Raw genomic sequence first — 18239 nt, 5'->3', positions numbered from 1 at the left:
CACAGAACGACGAAAGGGGGCGCGATGAGCGCTCGGAACACACCGGCCAGGCAGGTGCCGGCCCCGTCCGGGGCGGCAGAGCGAACCTCCAATTCACCTGGCGGCCCGCCGGGTTGGTCTCCTCTGGACGACTACGACCCCGAGCTCTCCCGGCGGGCGACGGGGCTCGTCCCGCAGGCGTACGAGGGCTGCCGCTGCGCCAGGTGCAGGAGCTTGCTGGGGGCGGCGGGATGACCGGGCCCGCGCTGATGGTCCCGAAGGAAGAGCCCACCTGAGCGGCCTCCCGGGCTCCCGTGCCGGTCCGGGGTGCGGGTGGGGTCAGGGAGTCCCGCCCGTGCCGCCGCCGGGTTCCTTGTGGCGTACGGCACGACGACTGGGATGCCCCGGCCGACGTCGTGCTGGAAGGTGTCCGCGGGGGCCTGCTGCCCCGCGCCCTGGCCGCCCTCGCGCCCGGCGGACGCATGGCCTTCTTCCGGGGTGGCCGCGCACGGGCCGAGCCTCCGCGCTCCACTCGCGACCCGAACACTACCTCTTGGCAAGTGTTGCCTCATGCAATACTTCTCGCATGGTTGACACACCCGAAGAGCGGCCCGGCTCCGGAGCCGAACCGCAGGAGGCCGAGATCGAGGCCTTCCAGACCGCGACCCGCGACCTGATAGGCGTGGCGCTGCGCAGTCTGGAGACGCTGGAGGGCGAGGTCTCGCTGCCGCAGTTCCGGCTGCTGCTGGTCCTGGGGGACCTGGGGCGCTGCCCGTCCTCCCGGGTCGCGCACGCGCTCGGCCTCGGGGCCTCGTCCGTGACCCGCCTCGCGGACCGGCTCTTCGCCTCCGGGCACGTCAACCGCGGCACCGACCCGCACCACCGGAGTGTGGTCACCCTGGAGCTCAGCCCGAGCGGCGCCCAGCTCGTCGAACGGGTGCTGCGCTGGCGCCACCAGGAACTGGAACGCGTACTGCGCCGCCTGGAACCCTCCGAGCGCGCCGCGACCGCCGCCGGTCTGCGCGCCTTCCACACCGTCCTCGGCGAGGCCTATACGGCCGAGCTGCACGGGCCGGTGCCGCTGTGAGCGCCGGACAGCGCCACCGCGCCGCCCACCTGGGCGACTTCACCGTCCAACCCCGCATGCTGCTGGTCACCGCGTGGGCGCTGGTGGTCGGCGGCGCGGGCGCGCTCGCCGCGCTCGCCCTGCTGCGCCTCATCGGCCTGGTCACCAACCTGGTCTTCTACGGCCGTTTGAGCACCGCGCTCGTCGCACCCGGCGCGCACCATCCGTGGTGGCTGGTGCTCGGCGCGCCCGTCCTCGGCGGCCTGGTGATCGGGGTGATGGCCCGCTTCGGCTCGGAGAAGATCCGTGGTCACGGCATGCCGGAGGCCATCGAGGCGATCCTGACCGGCGGCAGCCGGGTGGCGCCCCGGGTGGCGGCCCTCAAGCCCGTCTCCGCGGCGATCAGCATCGGCACCGGCGGCCCGTTCGGCGCCGAGGGCCCGATCATCATGACCGGCGGCGCGATCGGCTCCATCCTCGCCCAGGCCCTGCACTTCACCGCGACCGAACGGAAGACCCTGCTGGTCTCCGGAGCCGCCGCGGGCATGGCCGCCACCTTCAACTCACCGCTGGCCGCCGTGCTGCTCGCCGTCGAGTTGCTGCTCTTCGAATGGCGGCCGCGCAGCTTCGTACCCGTCGTCGCCTCGGTCGCCGTCGCCACCGTCGCCCGCGGGTTCCTGCTCGGGACGGACCCCGTCTTCCCCGTCCCCACCGCCGGCATCCACCTCACCCCGGCGGTCGAGGCGCTGTGCCTGGTGTCCGGACTGACCGGCGGCGCCCTGGCCGTCGCGGCGACCTGGCTGGTCTACCGCGCCGAGGACGCCTTCGCCCGGCTGCCCTTCCACTGGATGTGGTGGCCCGCCATCGGCGGCGCGATCATCGGTGTCGGCGGCCTCGTCGAGCCCCGCGCGCTGGGCGTCGGCTACGACGTCATCGACCAGCTGCTCACGGGCCGCGCCACCCTCTCGTTGATCATCGGCATCCTGGTCGTCAAGACGCTCATCTGGTCGCTGTCCCTGGGGTCCGGGACCTCCGGCGGTGTCCTGGCGCCGGTCTTCATGATCGGCGGCGCGCTCGGCGCAGCCGAGGGCATGCTGCTCCCTCAGGTGATCCCCGGCTTCTGGGCCATGATGGGCCTGGCCGCCGTCGTCGGCGGAGTGATGCGCTCCCCGCTGACCGGCGTGGTCTTCACCCTGGAACTCACCCACGCCTGGCCGGCCGTCCTTCCCCTGCTGATCTCCTCGACCGCCGCCTACGGCCTGTCCGCGCTGGTCCTGAAGCGCTCGGTGCTCACCGAGAAGATCGCCCGCCGCGGACTCCACCTGACCCGCGAGTACTCCACCGATCCGCTGGAGACCTTCTTCGCCGGTGAGGTCATGCGGCCCGCACCCCGCATCCTCGCCGCGCACAGCCTGCTCGACGACGAGTTCCTGACCGCTCTGGGCGAGGGACGGCACGCCGATCAGAGGCTGTTCCCCGTCACCGACGCCGCAGGCACCCTGATCGGTGTGGCGACCCGACGCGGACTGTTCGGCACGGCGACCGGCAGCGGTACGGGTACGGGTACGGGAACCGGCACCGGTCGGGCGAGCACCGGTCGGTCCGTCACCGTGGCCGACGCCACCGTCCCCGCGCAACTGGTCGTCCGCCCCGACGACACCCTGCGCCGCATCGCGTACCTCTTCGCCGAACACGAGGTCACCAGCGCTCCCGTCGTCCAGGACGGCCCGTCCCGGGAGGTGCTCGGGATCATCACGCTGCGCCACCTGCTGACCGCGCGCCTGCACGACCTCACCGAGGAGCACCAGCGCGAGCGCCTGCTCACCCGTCGGCGGGACCGGGGCACCGTCGTCGTGGCCGGCAGCGGCCGGCGCTCCGCCGCCGGACCGGGCGAGGGGGCCGCCCGGCCGACGGGCAGCAGGACGGCGGTAGATTGATCATCGGACTGCGCCGCCCGGGAGCCGGAGCCGAGCGCAGGACCCGGCCGCGTCGACCACGCGCGCCCGCCGCAGCGACCCGGTCGCCCGGTCGCCCGGCCGAACCGTTCCCGAAACCGCACACCGCCGGACCTTCCGCCGGTCCGACCGTCCCGGAGTCACCTTGCCCACCGACCAGGCCACCCGGCCCCGCCCTGCCCTGCGACCGGTGGCCAGCCGTGCCCCTGCCGCACCCACCGCCGGTACCGTGCTGCACGCCACCGCCGGATCCATCGCGGTGCTCCTGCTACTGGTCGCCGCCGGATCCCTGCTCCACCAGCCGATGCTCATCCCGCCGCTGGCGGCCAGCGCGGCCCTGGTCCACAGCACCCCCACGCTGCCCCTGGCGCAGCCGCGCAGCGTCATCGGCGGCCACCTCCTGGCGGCGCTCACCGGGTTCGCCGTCCTCGCCGCGTTCGGTCACTCCGCCTGGGCCGCCGCGCTGGCCGGCGGCCTGGCGGTGACCGTCATGATGATCAGCCGTACTCCGCACTCACCCGCGGCCGCCACCGCCGTCATCGTCGTCCTGCAAGCCCCCAGGGCTCTGCACTTCCTCGGCCTGCTGACGGCGGCGACCGCCCTCCTGGTCCTCGCCGGCATGGCCGCCACCCGCGCCAAGTCCGACAGCCCCACCTATCCCGTGTACTGGTGGTGACGGCCGGGCGTCGCCACCCCGGGCGGATCGTCAGATCGTCGCGCTGACCACCTCACCGGCCGCCGGGCCGGCCTGGGCGACCAGGGCGCCGCCGGGGGACCAGAACCCGGAGCCGCCCGAGGTCCGCGGGTAATCGCCGCTCGGCCCGGCCGAGGTGGCCAGGACGGCCCAGACGCCGTGCGCGGCGGCGGCGCCGCGCAGGTGCTCGTCGCGGCGGGCGAGCGCGACCGGGTCGTCGGAGTAGAGGGTGCTGGCGAGGTACACGTCGATGCCCAGGGCAGCGGTGTCCGCCGCATGCCCGGGGACGGAGGCGTCCGCGCAGATCGCCAGGCCGATCCGGACACCGTCCAGCTCCAGCACACTGTGCCCGGCGCCGGGGGTGAAGCGCTCCACCTCCTTGCCGTGCAGGTGCATCTTCCGGTGGACCACCGTCGTGCCCGCGCCGGTGACGGCGAGCAGGGCGATCGACTCGGACCCGTCCGGCTCGGCGACGGCCGCGCAGACCAGGGCGGTGCTGCCGGTCTCGCGACAGGCGGCCGTGACGGGCGCGAGCCGGACGTCGTCCGGGGCGATCGCGGGGGCGGTCAGGTCGTAGCCGGTGAGGGACAGTTCGGGGAACACCACCAGCCCGGCCCCGGCCGCGCGGACCACCTCGGCGTGCACGGCGGCGTTGGCGGCCACGTCCAGGTGGACACAGGCGGGCTGGGCGACGGCGACGGTCAGCTGTCCAGGCACGGGGACGACTCCACGGCTCGGCGCCGGGGCACGGGGGTGCCTCCGGCTGGTGCGTACGGGCTTGATCGGCAACCTATCGGCGCCTGCTCGGACGCGGCAACCCGCGCCGGGCACGGCTGCGGCCCGAAGCCGTGCAAGTTCCCGCAAGTTCATGGAGCCGCTGTGACCGATGGTGCAAGCTCTGTCACAGCGATCATCTTCGGCAGCGAAGGAGACCCACCATGACACTGCACCGGCTTGGCAAGGATCCCAACAGCCCCGACGGCAAGTCCCCGACCGTGTACTACGACGACGTGACGGACGACTACATGCAGTTCCTCCCGGAGGTGAACGGTGCCGGTGCCCACGACGCTTGAGGACCTGCTGCGCGGCTGCCGGCGGTCGGCCCTCCACCTGGAGATGCGTGACGGCTACATGCGCGACGACCCCCTGTTCACCGCATGGCAGGCCGGCCACCGGGACGACCCCGCCACTCCTGCCTCGTGGTGGCGTCCCTGGCATCAACTCATCGCCGAGACGACCGGCCGGGGTGTCGACGTCCGCCGGGCCCGCATCGTCTCCGAGCCGGTCAGCGAGTACATCCGGTTCGAGTACGAGATCACGTACTCGAATGTGGCTTCGGGCGAGCAGGTTCGCTGGCTCCCGCGCCGCCGCGCCACGGACCTGGCTCTCCCGGGCAACGACTTCTGGTTGATCGACGGCACCATCGCCATGATCCACCACTTCAGTGGCGAGGGTGACTTCATGGACGACGAGGCCACCACGGATCCCAACGTCGTGAAGTTGTGCGCATCGGCCTTCGACACAGTCTGGGAACGGGCCGTTCCGCACGAGGACTACCGGCCCGGCTGACCCGCCTGCCACGACGCACAGTTGGTCTCCGTGTCCCCGACTTCACCGCCCTCCGGCGTTCAGCAGGCCAAGAACGGCCGCGCTCGCTGGATGGCACGAGTCGAAGAGTCCCCGCGTCGAACACGGCCGAACTCGGCCCTCGGACAAGCACATTCGTTCCTGGACGGCGCACCGCGATGTACACGGCAGGCCCGTTCTGCCCAGGCGAGTTCACTTGGCGCTGTGTACTCTTGACGGTCCGTAGTCCGATGGTGAAATGTCGTTCACGTGCAAGCCAACGCAACCAACTTGGTACGGGAGTGCACCATGACGCTACGGTTCAGCGGAATCGACCCCAACACCGGCAAGGACGAGAGCCCGATGGTGTGGGTGGACGACGAAGAGAAGGAGCTCGTCCTCCAGGGCTGGAAGCCCGGCGAGGCGCTGCTGGCGAAGATCGGCAGCACGGAATGGGTCCCCGGTCATGCCGTCGGTACTCCCGACCACGAGAACGTGACCCGTGTCCCGCTGCGCATGGCGGAGATCATCAGGAAGGCGCTCGACGATGCAGAACGTGCCGGACTTCTCTGAGCTGCTGGCCGGCGCCCAGCACACTGCGGTGCACCTGGAGATGCGTGACTCCTACGGCATCGCCGGTGAGGCCGCGGACTTCGAGACCTTCCGCCGTACCGGGGTCCACCCGGATCTCGCCCCCGAGTCCGAGGGCTGGTCCGGCTGGGTGTCGTCCGTCCGGGGCGCCCTCGCCCGGGGTGTCGTGGTGCGCCGGGCCCGGATCGTCTCCGAGCCGGTCACCGACTACATCCGCTACGAGCACGCCGGAACCGTCGTCAATCTCGCAGCCGGTGAGCAGGTGCGGTGGCTCCCGCGCCGTCAGGCTTCGGACATCGCGCTGCCCGGCAACGACTTCTGGCTGTTCGACGGAAGGATCGTCCGGTTCAACCACTTCACGGGCGACGGTGCATCCGGAGGACCGGAGATGTGCGAAGACCCCGCGGTGGCGAAACTCTGCGCCTCCGCGTTCGAAGCTGTCTGGGAGCGCGGCATCGACCACGAGAAGTACACCGTCTGACATCAGCAACGGACAGTCGGCTCATGCCCACCTCACCGTCCTCCAGCGCCCAAGAGGCTCGTCTGGCCCTCGCCGCGCGGCTGCGTGAGATCATGCTGGACGCGGGTCTCCAGGGGCAGGAGCTGGCTGCCCTGTGCGGGTGGAACAGCGCCAAGACCTCCCGCATCATCAACGCCAGGACCGCGCCGTCGGACTCCGACATCCGGGCCTGGTGCGCGGTGTGCGGCGCCGGCGACCAGGTCGAGGACCTGATCGCCGCCAACCGCGCCGTGGACTCCATGTACGTCGAGTGGCGCCGCCTCACCCGCACCGGGCTGCGCAGGCTGCAAGAGTCCGCAGTCCCGCTCTACGAGCGCACCCGACTCTTCCGCGCCTACTCCTCCCGGGTCGTGCCGGGCGTGTTGCAGACCGAGGCGTACGCGACCGCCCTCCTGACGACGGTGGCTGACTTCCGCCGGACGCCCAACGACGTCGCCGAGGCCGTAGCCGCCCGCCTGGCCCGATCCCACGTTATTCGGGAAGGCAATCACCGCTTCGCGATCGTGGTCGAGGAATCCGTTCTGCGCTACCAGCTGGGGGATGCCGAGACGATGGCCGGCCAGCTCGGGCACCTGCTCGCGGTCATGTCGCTGCCCTCCGTCTCGCTCGGGATCATCCCGTTCGCCGCAACGCGCCACATGTGGCCGGTGGAGACCTTCAACATCTTCGATGCCGAGCAGGCCGCCGTGGAGCTGCTGGCCGCGCAGGTGACGGTTACGTCGCCCAGCGAAGTCACTCTCTACGTGCAGGCGTTCGCGCGCTACGCGGAACTCGCCGTTCACGGAACCCGAGCACGGTCTCTCATCACGGCTGCGATCGACGCGCTCGGGTGAATCCCTGCAATCTGCTGCAAGTGCGTTGAGAGCGTTGCCTGTTGCTCCCTAGCGTCGGTGCCACCGATCAGCGAGGGGGAGCAACCCATGGGCACGCCGGCACCGCTCGGAACGTCCGCATCCGGTCCGGCTCTGCACCTGGTCGAGGCGGCCCCGGCGGTGCGCGCCGTGGTTCCGGCGACCGTGCTGCTCCCGTACGCACCCGAGTCCGCGTCGGCCGCCCGACGGCTGGTCCGCGACAAGCTGACGGCCTGGGAGTTGCCGGGTCTGGTGGACGACGCTCAGTCCATCGTGAGCGAGCTGGTCGCGAACGCGGTCGGCACGGGATGCCATCGCCGGATGGCCGTCACGATCCGCCGCGTCACCGTCCAGACGGTCCGGATCGCCGTCCGGGACGGCTCCCGGGTGATGCCCGTGATGGTCGACGCCGGGCCGGTAGCGGAGTCGGGCCGGGGGCTGGCCATGGTGCACCGCCTGACCGGCGGCCACTGGGGCGTGCAGGTCGAGGCGCTCGGCAAGACCGTGCACGCGGACCTGAGGGCACGTGTCGTGCCCTGACGCACTCCCGGGCCGGCCGAAAGGGCCCCGGCCTGCCGATTGAGCAGGTCAGGGGCCCTCCGGTCGGCGTCGGTCAGCCGTGGTACTTGGCGATGATCTTGGTGAAGGCGTACGAGGGCTGGGCGATGCCGCTGCACGAGTCCCCGGCGGAGGCGCCGCCCGAGCAGGCGCGGTCGCGGTTGACGGCCCAGAAGGTGAAGCGGGCCAGGTGGTGGGTGGTGGCGTAGTTCAGCATGGTGGTGAAGTCGCCGGTGGAGACACTCTCGTCGCTCTCGTCGGTGGCCCCGTTCATCGAGGAGATCCCGATGTGCCGGTAGGCGGTCGCCGCGTCGTAGCCGTAGGCGCTCGCCACGGTGTTCTTCAGGCCGTCGGCGGCCTTGGTGGTGACGGAGCCCATCGAGCCGCTGTGGCTGCCGAAGTCGAACGGCATGATGGTCCAGCCGTCCACCGCGAGGCCGGCCGCCGCGCCCTTCCTGATCAGGTCCGTCCCGTCGGAGTCCGGGCCGGTGGTCGTGGTGCCGAAGGTGACGTACTCCTTGATGCCGGGGTTGGCGGTGCGCACGGTCTTGAGCGCGCTGATCACCCGCTGGCGGACCGTCGCGTCGGAGACCTCGGTGTTCTCGATGTCGATGTCGACCGCCTTGAGCTTGTAGGCGTCGATCACCTTCTGGTACGCCCCGGCCAGCGCGCCGGCCGAGCCGCACTTCTCGCCGAGCTTGTTGCCGCTCCAGCCGCCGAAGGAGACCACGACGTCGCCGCCGGCCGCCCGGATGCTGTTGATCGCGGACTGGTCGCTGCCGCCGGTGAGCGCCCGGCTGCCGTCCCACTTGGGGTTGCAGCCGCCGTCGCTGAGCATGAAGGCGAGCGTGAACTGCTTGATCCCGGTCGCCGCCATCACGTCGGCCGGCTTCTGCGGGCTGCCCCAGCCCAGGTACTCGTACGGGGCGTTGAGGCCGACCGGGTCGGCCTTGACGGCCGGGGTCGCGCCGGCCGGCGCGAGGGCGAGGGAGCCGGTAGCCAGGGCGGCGGTGGTGGCGAGGGTGAGCAGCGGGCGGAGCAGGGTGCGCGGATGCATAGGTCACCGTTCCGTCGGGGAGTCTGGGGGATACGGAGGGGACAGCGCTGACACATGTTAGGAAAGTTTCCTAACCGCACGCGAAAGCGAACCAGCCCGCCGTGACCGCGTCAAGAGGACCGGCATGATCGATGTGGGCAGCGTCTCGTACCCCGGCGCGCCCCCGTACGCGATACTCGTCGCCGTGGCCCACCCCGCTACCCGCCCATCCGCTCCGAGGAGTTCCGCCATGGCAACCACCCCTGCCCGCCTCGACCCCGCCGACCTGCTCGCCGTCGGCGAGCTGCTGACCGACGAGGAGCGGCTGATCCGCGACACCGTACGGAAGTTCGCCGACGAGCGGATCCGGCCGTACGTCGGCGAGTGGTTCGAGCAGGGCGTCTTCCCGGCCCGCGAACTCGCCCCGGAGCTCGGGAAGCTCGGTGTGCTCGGCATGCACCTCGACGGGTACGGCTGCACCGGCTCCTCGGCGGTCGCCTACGGCGTCGCCTGCATGGAACTGGAGGCCGCCGACTCGGGGTTGCGCAGCTTCGTCTCGGTCCAGGGCTCGCTGGCGATGCGCTCGATCCACGCGTACGGCTCCGAGGAGCAGAAGCAGCAGTGGCTGCCCGACCTCGCGGCCGGCCGGGCGATCGGCTGCTTCGCCCTGACCGAGCCGGACTTCGGCTCCGACCCGGCCAACATGCGGACCAGGGCCCGGCGCAAGGGCACCGACTGGGTGCTCTCCGGCAGCAAGATGTGGATCACCAACGGCAGCATCTCCGACGTCGCGGTGGTCTGGGCGCAGACCGACGAGGGCGTCCGGGGCTTCCTCGTCCCCAAGGGCACCCCGGGCCTGACCGCCACCGATGTGCACGGCAAGCTCTCGCTGCGGGCCTCGGTGACCAGCGAGTTGGCCTTCGACGAGGTCGTGCTGCCCGCCGACGCGGTACTGCCCGGTGTCGAGGGCCTGCGCGGCCCGCTCTCCTCGCTGGGCGAGGCCCGCTACGGCATCCTGTGGGGCACCGTCGGCGCCGCCCGCGACTGCTACACCACCGCGCTCGACTACGCGAAGAGCCGGATCCAGTTCGACCGCCCGATCGCCGGGTTCCAACTGACCCAGCAGAAGCTGGTCGAGATGATGCTGGAGGTCGAGAAGGCCTACCTGGTGGCCGTCCGGATCGGCCGGCTCAAGGATGAGGGCCGGTGCCGGCCGGCCCACATCAGCTTCGGCAAGCTCAACAACGTCCGCGCCGCGCTGGAGATCGCCCGCAGCGCCCGGACCATCCTCGGCGCCAACGGCATCACCACCGAGTACCCCGTCCTGCGGCACGCCAACAACCTGGAGTCGGTGCTCACGTACGAGGGCACCGCCGAGATCCACACCCTCGTGCTCGGCGAGACGATCACCGGCGAGCCGGCCTACCGCTGAGCCGGCCCACCGCCGGGCCGCCTGCCGCCGAGCTCTCCCGCGCGGCACCACGGCCCGTCGGGCAGGGCCCGCCCGACACCGGGCGGGCCCTGCCCGTACGGGCCGCCGTGTGCGGAAAAGCGCTGGTGGCGGGCCGTTCCGAGCCCCTACGGTGACGGCATGGACAGCACCGACACCACCACCCTGTGGCGCCCGACCGGCCCGAAGGAGCTCGCGCTCGTCGAGGCCGCCGACTGGCGCGCCTGGCCGCCCCGGCTGCCGGACCAGCCGATCTTCTACCCGGTGCTGAACGAGGACTACGCCGTCCGGATCGCCCGGGACTGGAACGTGCCCGCGTCCGGGGTCGGGTACGTGACGCGGTTCGAGGTGGAGAGCGACTTCCTCGCCCGGTACCCCGTCCGGCAGGCAGGCAGGCAGGCAGGCGGGCGGCCGGACGATCCTGGAGCTCTGGGTGCCGGCCGAGGAGCTGGCCGAGTTCAACACGCACATCGTCGGCCGGATCGAGGTCGTCCGGGAGTTCCGCCCGCCCGTGCCTGACGTCGTCGCACCCGGTCCGGCCGTCTCCTGAGGGAAAGGCGGCCGGGGAGTGGTAGGACGGTGTACCCGCCACCATCCTCCGAGGAGTCAGATGCCAGCCCCGACCGTAGGCGCGGACGACCAGTCGGCCCCGAACTCCCCACCCGCCCCGGCGGGCAGGAGCAGCGGAGCGGCCGTACCACCGCCCGGCCGCAGCACCGTGATCGTGCTCGGCGGCCTGGTCTCGCTCGGGCCGCTCACCACCGACCTCTACATGCCGGCCATCCCGGCCCTCACCCGTGACCTCGGCTCGACCGCCGAGGCGGTCCAACTCACCCTCACCGCCTCGCTGGTCGGGCTGGCGCTCGGGCAGCTGCTGTTCGGGCCGCTGAGCGACCGGCTCGGCCGCCGACGGCCGCTGCTGGTCGGGCTGCTGGTCTACACGCTGGCCACCGTGGTCTGCGCGCTGGCCGGCTCGGTGCCGGTCCTGGTGACCGCCCGGGCCCTCCAAGGCGTGGCCGGGGCCGCCGGGTTGGTGATCGGCCGGGCGATCGCCCGGGACCGGTACGAGGGCGTGGCGATGATCCGGTTCCTGGCCTCGATGGGGCTGATATCCGGGCTGGCGCCGATCCTGGCACCCGTCCTGGGCGCCCAGCTGCTCCGGTTCACCTCCTGGCGCGGCACCTTCGCCGTGCTGGCCGGGCTCGGCGCCCTGCTCGCCGCCGGCGCCCTGCTCGTCCTGCGCGAGTCGCTCCCGCCCGAACGCCGGCACGCCCAGGGCCTCGGCAGCACCTTCCGCGCGATCGGCGGCCTGCTGCGCGACGCCCGGTTCCTCGGGTACGTCCTCACCAGTACCTTCGGCTTCGGCGCGCTCTTCGCGTACGTCGGCGGTTCGTCCGTGGTGCTGCAGACGGTCTACGCCATCTCGCCGCAGACGTACAGCCTGCTCTTCGCCGTCAACTCGATCGCGGTGGTCGGCTTCACCCAGCTCAACGGGCGGGTGCTGGTGCAGCGCTTCTCCTCCGGCGCGCTGCTGCTCGCCGGGCTCACCGCCGCCGCGCTGGCGGGTGCCGCGCTGATCCTGTGCACCGCCGTCTGGGACGTCGGTCTGGCCGGGGTCTGGCCGGCTCTGTTCCTGCTGATGGCGAGCATGGGCGTGATCCTGCCGAACTCCTCGGGCCAGGCGCTCACCATGGCGCCGCACGCGGCCGGTTCGGCCTCGGCGCTGATCGGCACGGGCACCTTCCTGTGCGGCGCGGTGGTCGCTCCGCTCAGCAGTGCGGGCGCCCGGCCGTCGGTGCTGGTGCTCGGCGCGGTGGTGCTCGGCTGCGCGGTGCTCGCGCTCGCCTCGTTCCTGCTGCTCTGCCGCCCGTCGGACGACCGGGACCCGGCCGACGCGTAACCCCCTGCCTTCCGTCCCCGCGTGAGCGGGTGCGGAAGGCAGGGGGCGGTGGGCGGCGGGGCGGCGCGGACGTCAGTGGGGCGCCGGGATGATCCCCGACAGCCACTTGAAGATCGGGACGACCAGGGGCCGCCAGGTCGAGATCGCGTGCGGTCCGGTGGTCTCCAGCGGGACCACCACGGTCGGGCTCTTAGCCGCCTGCTGGAGGGCGATGGCGTCCGCCAGCCCCTCGCCCGTGACCTTGCTGCCGGTCTCGTAGAGCGCGACGTTCGGCGGCGTGGCGGCGTGGGTCAGCATGTAGAGCGGGTTGTCCGTCTCGCGCAGCTTGGGGTCCTTGGCCGTCAGCGAATCCGGTTCGCCGGTCGGGTCGTTGTAGCCGGACAGGCTGATCCCGGCGCGGTAGCGGTCCGGGTGGCCGATGGCGAGCCGGTTGGCGCAGTGGGCGCCGGCCGAGTAGCCGGCCACGGCCCACTGGCCGGGCGTGGCGTCGGTCCGGAAGTTGTCCAGCACCATCTGTGGGACGTCACGCGAGAACCAGGTCTCGGCGTTGACCTTGCCGGGGATGTCGGCACAGCCGGTGTCGGCCTTGCTGTAGATGGTGACGCGGGGCGAGACCAGGATGAACGGCGTCACCTGACCGGACTTCATCAGCGGGGCGAGCTGCTTGGAGATGGCCATGCCGCCCGAGTCGCCGAACCAGGTGCTGGAGCTGCCGGGGTAGCCGCCCAGCAGCTCGACCACCGGGAAGGTCTTGTCCTTGTAGGCCGGGTCGTCGTACTGCGGCGGCGTCCAGACCAGGACCTCGCCGTCCACGCCGGAGAGCCGCCCCTTGAGGTCGGCCTGCTTCACGTCCCTGGGGACGGCGTCGGAGTCGGGCGCGTGGAAGGCCTGGACCACCTTGGGGGCGTGCGAGGCGCCTGCCTTGTCCCCGGCCAGACCGTTGTCCTTCGGGGGGACCGGCACGGCCCGGATGTGGTTCGAGGTGCCCAGCAGGTCGCCCCAGCTGTCGTAGAGCCCGTTCGCGTTGTTGACCAGTACGAAGACCAGGGTGATGGCGGTGCACTGGCAGAGCAGGATGGTGGAGAGATAGGAGAGGGCCTGCACCGGACCGATTCGCCGCCCGGCGGCGGCCCTGCTCCGCCGGGATCCCGCCCGACCCGCCACGACGGGATGGCCCGCGTTGCCGCCCGCGCCCCTGCTGCGGCCCCACTGCGCCATGGCCAGGGCGATCGAGGCCACGAACAGGAAGATCGTGAGGATGAAGAAGGGAGTGCCTGTCAGGTTCATCGTGCTCTGTACCCAGCTCCTGTGCCGCCCGGGCCCGTTTGCCCGGCGACATCAGGGACAGCGGGGAACGGTTGTTCGGTTGCCTGTTCGTGAGAGAAACCCGGGAGCCGGTGCTCAGGCGGTACCCCCCGCGACGGCCGACCAGGTCAGGGGGCGCCAGGAGCAGCGCACGCTGCCGCGCACCGCTCGCACACCTCTGTAAAAGCGCCTGTCGCGCGCCCCCCGGACGGGAAGCCTACGTGCTCGTGGTGACCGGTCGGTTCAGTGCCCCCGTGCGAGCAGCCTGCCCCGGACGTAGTCGGCGAAGCCGGGGCCGGCGGCGGAGGCCGTGGCGTCCGCCGTGTCGCCGCCGGGCCTGAGCGTGCCGGAGACCGTGAAGTACCCGTACCGGCCCACCGCCGCATGGGTGTTCACGCACCCCGGCGTCACGCAGAAGGCGATCGAACCCTGCGTCACGAGGCCTTGGAGCTGCCCCTGGTAGGCCCGGTCCCCGGCGTCGGCCTGACTCCGCTGGTCGTACACGGCGACGCCGACGGTGACGGCGCTGTGCCCCGAGGCGTACGTGGCGCGGAGCACCGTCCGGCACCCGTGGTCGGCGATCTCGCCGAGGCCGCCGGTGGTGGCCCGCCAGCACGGGTCGGTGGTGGCAGTGGTCACCTGCGTCCAGACCTGGCCCCCGACGGTCAGCGTCCGGTCGGGGAACAGCGCGGCGGGGTTCAGCGGGGCGGTGTCGGTGCCCGCCGAGGAGATGACCGTGAGCGGGTCGTCGGGCGTGGGCCCGCCGGGCCCGGCTCCGGGCGCGGACGGCTGCGGCGCGGGCTGCCCGTCGGGCGCGGTGCCGCCCGCCGACGGACGGGCGGCCGTCGCGGACCCGCTCGCCGACGCACTGGCGGACGCGCCGCCCGACGCACCGGCGGACGCGCTCGCGGAGGCCGGGGCTGGGGCGAACCCGACGCCGCCGGGGTCGGCGGCCGGGGAGCCGGCCGGGGCCGGTGCGGTGCCACCGAGGGCGACCGTCGCCCGGCCGGGCGCGCCCTTGCCGTGTCCGGTGACGGCCACGGCGGTCGCGGTGAGCCCGCCGACCGCCAGCACGCCGCCCACCACGGCCCCGATGACCCGGCGCTGCTTGCGCCGCTGGGCGTCCTGCTGGTGCTGATCGGCGAGCGCGGCCCAGTCCGGCGTCGCGCCCTGACCGGCCGTCGGTCCCCAACCGAAGTGATCCTGCGCCCCGTCGTTCATAGCCGGTGATCCTAGGACACCGGGCCCGGCTGTTCGAGTGGGGGAGGCGGTACGCCCGGAGGCCGGACGGCAGCGGTTCGCTGCGGTCCGGCCCCGGGCCGCCGGTGCGGCGGGTGGTGGGTGTGCGGTGGGTGTGCGGTGGGTGTGCGGGCTGTCCGTCAGGCGATCGAGAAGTCGTCCCCGAACACGTTGCCCTGGCTGTACCAGCCGTGCAGGTAGACCGTGACCGCGCCGGTCGCGCCGGTCGTGAACGGCACGCTCAGCTTGGTCCAGCCGGCCGCCGAGGTCCAGGTGGACGCGGTGGCGCCGCCGCTGACACCGATGAAGGCGTAGCTGCCCTGCACCCAACCAGTCAGCGTGTAGGCGGTGTTGGGCTTGAGTGTGACGGCCTGGTCGCACTCGCCGGTCTGCGACGCGGTCGCGGCGGCCTGCAGTGCGTGTGCACCCGAGTGGACCGGCGTGCTGACCACGGCGCCGCCGCTCTGGCAGGTCCAGGGGGTCAGACTGCCCGTCTCCAGGCCGCCGTTGACCAGACCCGAGCCCCCGCCGCCGCTGCCGGTGACGGTCAGGGTGTAGGTGGTGGTGTGGGTGCCGGAGGCGGCGGTGCCGGTGACGGTGAGCGGGTAGCTGCCGGGTGCGGTGGCGGCGGTGGTGCTGACGGTGAGGGTGGCGTTGGTGCCCGCGGTGACGCTGGTGGGGTTGACGGTGGCGGTGACGCCGGCGGGTGCGCCGGTGACGGTCAGGGCGATGTTCTGGGCGGTGCCGGCGGTGACGGCGGTGTTGAGGGTGGCGGTGGTGCCGCTGCCCTGGACGACCGAACCTGCGGCGGGGGAGTCGGCGAGCGAGAAGTCGTCAGTCACCGGCCCGCTGCCGCCCGAGAACGGCGCCATGATGTGGCTGAAGTCCCAGGTGCCCTGGCTGATGCCGGAGCAGCTGTCCGAGCCCGCCGTGCCGACACAGCCGCCGTTGTCGCGCTGGAGTGCCCAGAACGAGAGGGTGCTGATGCCCTTGGCAGTGGCCCAGTTGGTGACGGCGGTGGCGTCGGCGGTGCTGAAGGTCTCGGCCGCGCCGTAGTCGTCGATGCCGGCCATCTCGGTGATGCCTATCGAACTCCACAGCTGGGCGGCGGACTTGGCCGGGTACAGCTTGGCCAGCTGGTTGTAGAGGCCGGTCGAGGCGTTCTCCGCGTCGGTCGCCATGTTGTGGGTGGCGCCGTCGTAGTAGTCGAACGTCATCTGGTTCACGACGTCGATCCGCGCGTTGTTCGTCACCGCGTTCTTCAGCACGGCGAGCCCGCTCGCGGCCAGCCCGCCGGTGGTGGTCGGCAGCGTGTACGAGAACTGCACGGACCGGCCGTTGGCGGCGGCCCAGTCCTCGACCAGCTTGATCGCCTTGTTGCGGCGGTCGATACCGGCCGTGTTGGTCAGCGAGTTGTCCTCGGTGTCCAGGTCGATCCGGCTCGCGTCGTACGTGGTGATGACCGACTCGTACGCGGCGGCGACGGCGTTCACGTCGGTGCAGCCGTCGGCGATCTCGGTACCGGTGTTGTCCGCCGTGTAGCCGCCGAAGGACGGGATGACGTCGCCACCGTTGGCGCGGATCTTGGCGATGTCGGCGCCGAAGCTGGCCGAGGCGATCGGCAGACCGGTGTCGCCGTTCCAGTACGGGGTGCAACTGCCCTTGGTCGCGGTCTGGATGAAGGCCATCGTCAGGTACTTGTCGCCGGACTGGGCGGCCAGCGTGGCGGGGCTGTCGCCGGTCCAGGCCTCGAAGTAGGGGGCGAAGACGTGCGACGGCAGCGGCGTGGCGGCGTGCGCGACGCTGCCGCCGACAACGGCCAGGCCCACGGAGGCCGCCAGCGTGACGCCGGTGGTCAGCAGGGTCTGGATGGATCTGTGAAGGCGCATCGGTGCTCCAACAGATGTGGATGTGGAAGCCGTTGACCCGGAATTGGGCATGACGGCGCCTGACGCAGGTACTGCTGGGGTGGTACGGCAGTGCACGACAGCACAGCCGGCCGGTGTTCACACCCCCACAGTGCAGCCCGGTCGGAAGGACACCGCCTATGGTTGGTCTGGACCACTCGTCTGTCAAGAGCCCTAACAGTTCGTCAACGGTCCTGCCCACCGGCTGAGACGGCCCGCAGGGCACCGTGATTCTCATTTGCCGCGCCGGGACGGGATCGGCCATGATCGAGCACGCGTGCGACTCCGAAGGGGAAGGCGACCGCCTGATCCCCTGGGCGGGGCGCCGGGGGGCGTCCCGCCCAGGTTCGTTCGGGTCCGCCCGGGTCCGCCCGGGCGTCGTGGACCGGTGCGTGCCGTTGCGGGCGGGGGCGGGTCAGGCCGCTTCGGCGGTGAGCAGGTCCTGCCGGTGAGCCTTCCGGGTGCGGAGCCCGCCGGGCGGCCGGATTCCGGTGTTCGCGGCGTCGCGCTGGGTGACATCCGGCGTCCCGGTTGGTGACACCAGCCACAAGGCTTTCCTCACAACGACGCCCGATCGTAGAGGCACCGCCCCGGTCCCGTCCCGGCGGCCGGGCGGGCCGGGGGCGGCCTCGGCGGGCGGGCGTGGAACCGAAGGCGGCCCGCCCCGCTACTACGCCTCGTCGTAGTGGGCCTGGTTGAAGCCGGGCACGCGGCCGGGCTAGAACTGGACGAGTCGCAAGGCGCTCCGCCCTGTCGCACCGGCCGCCCCCAGCGGCCCGGGCCGGTCCAGGGGAGCGCGAAACGTTCGGTACCCACCCCCGGGCCCACCACGGGCCGGCGGGGCAGCGGTGCTCACGGCCATCGGCGCAGTACACGCAACGGGCGGTTCCATGCCGCCACGCTGCCGCGCGCCCGGGGCCGGTCCAACCGATCGGGGTCACCCGGTCCAGGAAGGCCACACTTCATGCGTAGTTCCCTCCTTGCCGCCATGCGCCGACGCTCCACCCTCGTGGTGGCCGCCGCCGGTCTGGCGACGGCCTGTGCCGCCTCCGTCGTCGCGGTGGCACTTCCCGAGGACAACGCTTCCGCCGCAGTGGTGACGGCGGTCGCCACCGCCCCCGCTCCGGTGGTCCACAGTGCCGCCCCCGTAGCCCCGGCCGCTCCGGCTGCTCCCGCCGCTCCTGCGGCCCCGGCTGCTCCCGCCGCGCCCGCCGCCCCGGCTCCCGCGCAGCAGGAGGCCGCCTCCCGCTCGGAGCAGCGCCCGGCGCTGGCCGTCACCGACACCAGCCCGAGCGGTGTCCAGGCGCTGGCGAAGAGCATCGTCCCGGCCGACCAGTACGCTTCGTTCGCCAACATCGTCAGCCACGAGAGCAGCTGGAACTTCCAGGCGACCAACCCGTCGTCCGGCTCCTACGGCCTGGGCCAGGCGCTGCCGGCCTCCAAGATGGCCTCGGCCGGCTCCGACTGGCGCACCAACCCCGAGACCCAGATCAAGTGGACGCTCGGCTACATGAACGACCGCTACGGCAGCCCGAACGCCGCCTGGTCCTTCTGGCAGACCCACCACTGGTACTGAGCCGGACCCGGCCCAGTGCGCAGAGCAGCCCCGCACCCGTTCGAAC

The 18239-nt window shown here is 72.2% G+C and carries 17 protein-coding genes and 1 pseudogene; 13 read left to right on the top strand and 5 right to left on the bottom strand.

Annotation, left to right across the window (positions count from 1 at the left end; all coding sequences use genetic code 11):
- The first annotated feature begins 565 nt into the window (after positions 1-565).
- From ABD330_RS06830 to ABD330_RS06820, 3 genes are all read left to right on the top strand, one after another.
- Positions 566-1066, top strand: a complete 501-nt coding sequence (locus ABD330_RS06830; RefSeq protein ID WP_344461827.1) for a MarR family winged helix-turn-helix transcriptional regulator — start codon at positions 566-568, stop codon at positions 1064-1066.
- Positions 1063-2982 (top strand): chloride channel protein, encoded by a 1920-nt coding sequence (locus ABD330_RS06825; RefSeq protein WP_344461825.1) that lies wholly within the window; start codon positions 1063-1065, stop codon positions 2980-2982. The genes ABD330_RS06830 and ABD330_RS06825 overlap by 4 nt, the downstream gene beginning before the upstream one ends.
- Positions 2983-3145: 163 nt before the next feature.
- Positions 3146-3676, top strand: coding sequence for an HPP family protein (locus tag ABD330_RS06820; protein WP_344461823.1), 531 nt, complete (start codon positions 3146-3148; stop codon positions 3674-3676).
- 30 nt (positions 3677-3706) lie between these two features.
- Here the strand turns inward: ABD330_RS06820 and ABD330_RS06815 are convergent, their stop codons facing one another.
- Positions 3707-4411: a carbon-nitrogen hydrolase family protein gene (locus ABD330_RS06815; RefSeq protein ID WP_344461821.1), complete on the bottom strand. Its 705-nt coding sequence runs from the start codon at positions 4409-4411 to the stop codon at positions 3707-3709.
- Between the two features lie 221 nt (positions 4412-4632).
- Here ABD330_RS06815 and ABD330_RS06810 point away from each other — a divergent pair, with 221 nt between their 5' ends.
- From ABD330_RS06810 to ABD330_RS06785, 6 genes are all read left to right on the top strand, one after another.
- Positions 4633-4767 carry a hypothetical protein gene (locus ABD330_RS06810; protein ID WP_344461819.1) on the top strand — a complete coding sequence of 45 codons (135 nt, stop codon included), beginning with the start codon at positions 4633-4635 and terminating at the stop codon, positions 4765-4767.
- Positions 4768-4810: 43 nt separating this feature from the next.
- On the top strand, positions 4811-5263 hold the full coding sequence (locus tag ABD330_RS06805; protein WP_425555470.1) for a DUF6879 family protein: 453 nt from the start codon (positions 4811-4813) through the stop codon (positions 5261-5263).
- A 306-nt stretch (positions 5264-5569) separates the two neighbouring features.
- Complete coding sequence (locus tag ABD330_RS06800) at positions 5570-5833, top strand: hypothetical protein (protein WP_344461815.1); 264 nt, start codon at positions 5570-5572, stop codon at positions 5831-5833.
- The gene (locus ABD330_RS06795; protein WP_344461813.1) at positions 5808-6332 is read left to right on the top strand and encodes a DUF6879 family protein; all 525 of its coding nucleotides are present in this window, start codon (positions 5808-5810) and stop codon (positions 6330-6332) included. The genes ABD330_RS06800 and ABD330_RS06795 overlap by 26 nt, the downstream gene beginning before the upstream one ends.
- A gap of 23 nt (positions 6333-6355) precedes the next feature.
- Complete coding sequence (locus ABD330_RS06790; protein WP_344461811.1) at positions 6356-7204, top strand: DUF5753 domain-containing protein; 849 nt, start codon at positions 6356-6358, stop codon at positions 7202-7204.
- An 87-nt stretch (positions 7205-7291) separates the two neighbouring features.
- Positions 7292-7762 carry an ATP-binding protein gene (locus tag ABD330_RS06785; RefSeq protein WP_344461809.1) on the top strand — a complete coding sequence of 157 codons (471 nt, stop codon included), beginning with the start codon at positions 7292-7294 and terminating at the stop codon, positions 7760-7762.
- A 73-nt stretch (positions 7763-7835) separates the two neighbouring features.
- Here the strand turns inward: ABD330_RS06785 and ABD330_RS06780 are convergent, their stop codons facing one another.
- Positions 7836-8837, bottom strand: coding sequence for a chitinase (locus ABD330_RS06780; RefSeq protein WP_344461807.1), 1002 nt, complete (start codon positions 8835-8837; stop codon positions 7836-7838).
- A 229-nt stretch (positions 8838-9066) separates the two neighbouring features.
- Here ABD330_RS06780 and ABD330_RS06775 point away from each other — a divergent pair, with 229 nt between their 5' ends.
- The 3 genes and pseudogenes from ABD330_RS06775 (at position 9067) to ABD330_RS06765 (ending at position 12166) form a co-directional block, all read left to right on the top strand.
- A complete protein-coding gene (locus tag ABD330_RS06775) occupies positions 9067-10248 on the top strand; it encodes an acyl-CoA dehydrogenase family protein (RefSeq protein ID WP_344461805.1) in 1182 nt (393 codons plus the stop codon).
- A 159-nt stretch (positions 10249-10407) separates the two neighbouring features.
- Positions 10408-10816, top strand: a pseudogene (locus tag ABD330_RS06770) (ADP-ribosylation/crystallin J1).
- 60 nt (positions 10817-10876) lie between these two features.
- Positions 10877-12166 (top strand): multidrug effflux MFS transporter, encoded by a 1290-nt coding sequence (locus ABD330_RS06765; RefSeq protein WP_344461803.1) that lies wholly within the window; start codon positions 10877-10879, stop codon positions 12164-12166.
- Positions 12167-12238: 72 nt separating this feature from the next.
- Here ABD330_RS06765 and ABD330_RS06760 read toward each other — a convergent pair whose 3' ends face one another.
- The 3 genes from ABD330_RS06760 to ABD330_RS06750 form a co-directional block, all read right to left on the bottom strand.
- Positions 12239-13453 (bottom strand): alpha/beta hydrolase, encoded by a 1215-nt coding sequence (locus tag ABD330_RS06760; RefSeq protein ID WP_344461801.1) that lies wholly within the window; start codon positions 13451-13453, stop codon positions 12239-12241.
- A gap of 261 nt (positions 13454-13714) precedes the next feature.
- Entirely contained in the window at positions 13715-14692 is a 978-nt protein-coding gene (locus ABD330_RS06755) for a hypothetical protein (RefSeq protein ID WP_344461799.1), read from the bottom strand.
- 158 nt (positions 14693-14850) lie between these two features.
- Entirely contained in the window at positions 14851-16599 is a 1749-nt protein-coding gene (locus ABD330_RS06750; RefSeq protein WP_344461797.1) for a glycosyl hydrolase family 18 protein, read from the bottom strand.
- A gap of 982 nt (positions 16600-17581) precedes the next feature.
- Here ABD330_RS06750 and ABD330_RS06745 point away from each other — a divergent pair.
- On the top strand, positions 17582-18193 hold the full coding sequence (locus ABD330_RS06745; RefSeq protein ID WP_344461795.1) for an aggregation-promoting factor C-terminal-like domain-containing protein: 612 nt from the start codon (positions 17582-17584) through the stop codon (positions 18191-18193).
- Positions 18194-18239 lie beyond the last annotated feature (46 nt).

Source organism: Kitasatospora kazusensis (assembly GCF_039529945.1).
In the GTDB taxonomy this organism is placed as follows: domain Bacteria; phylum Actinomycetota; class Actinomycetes; order Streptomycetales; family Streptomycetaceae; genus Kitasatospora; species Kitasatospora kazusensis.
This window is presented reverse-complemented; position numbering and strand designations above follow the sequence as displayed.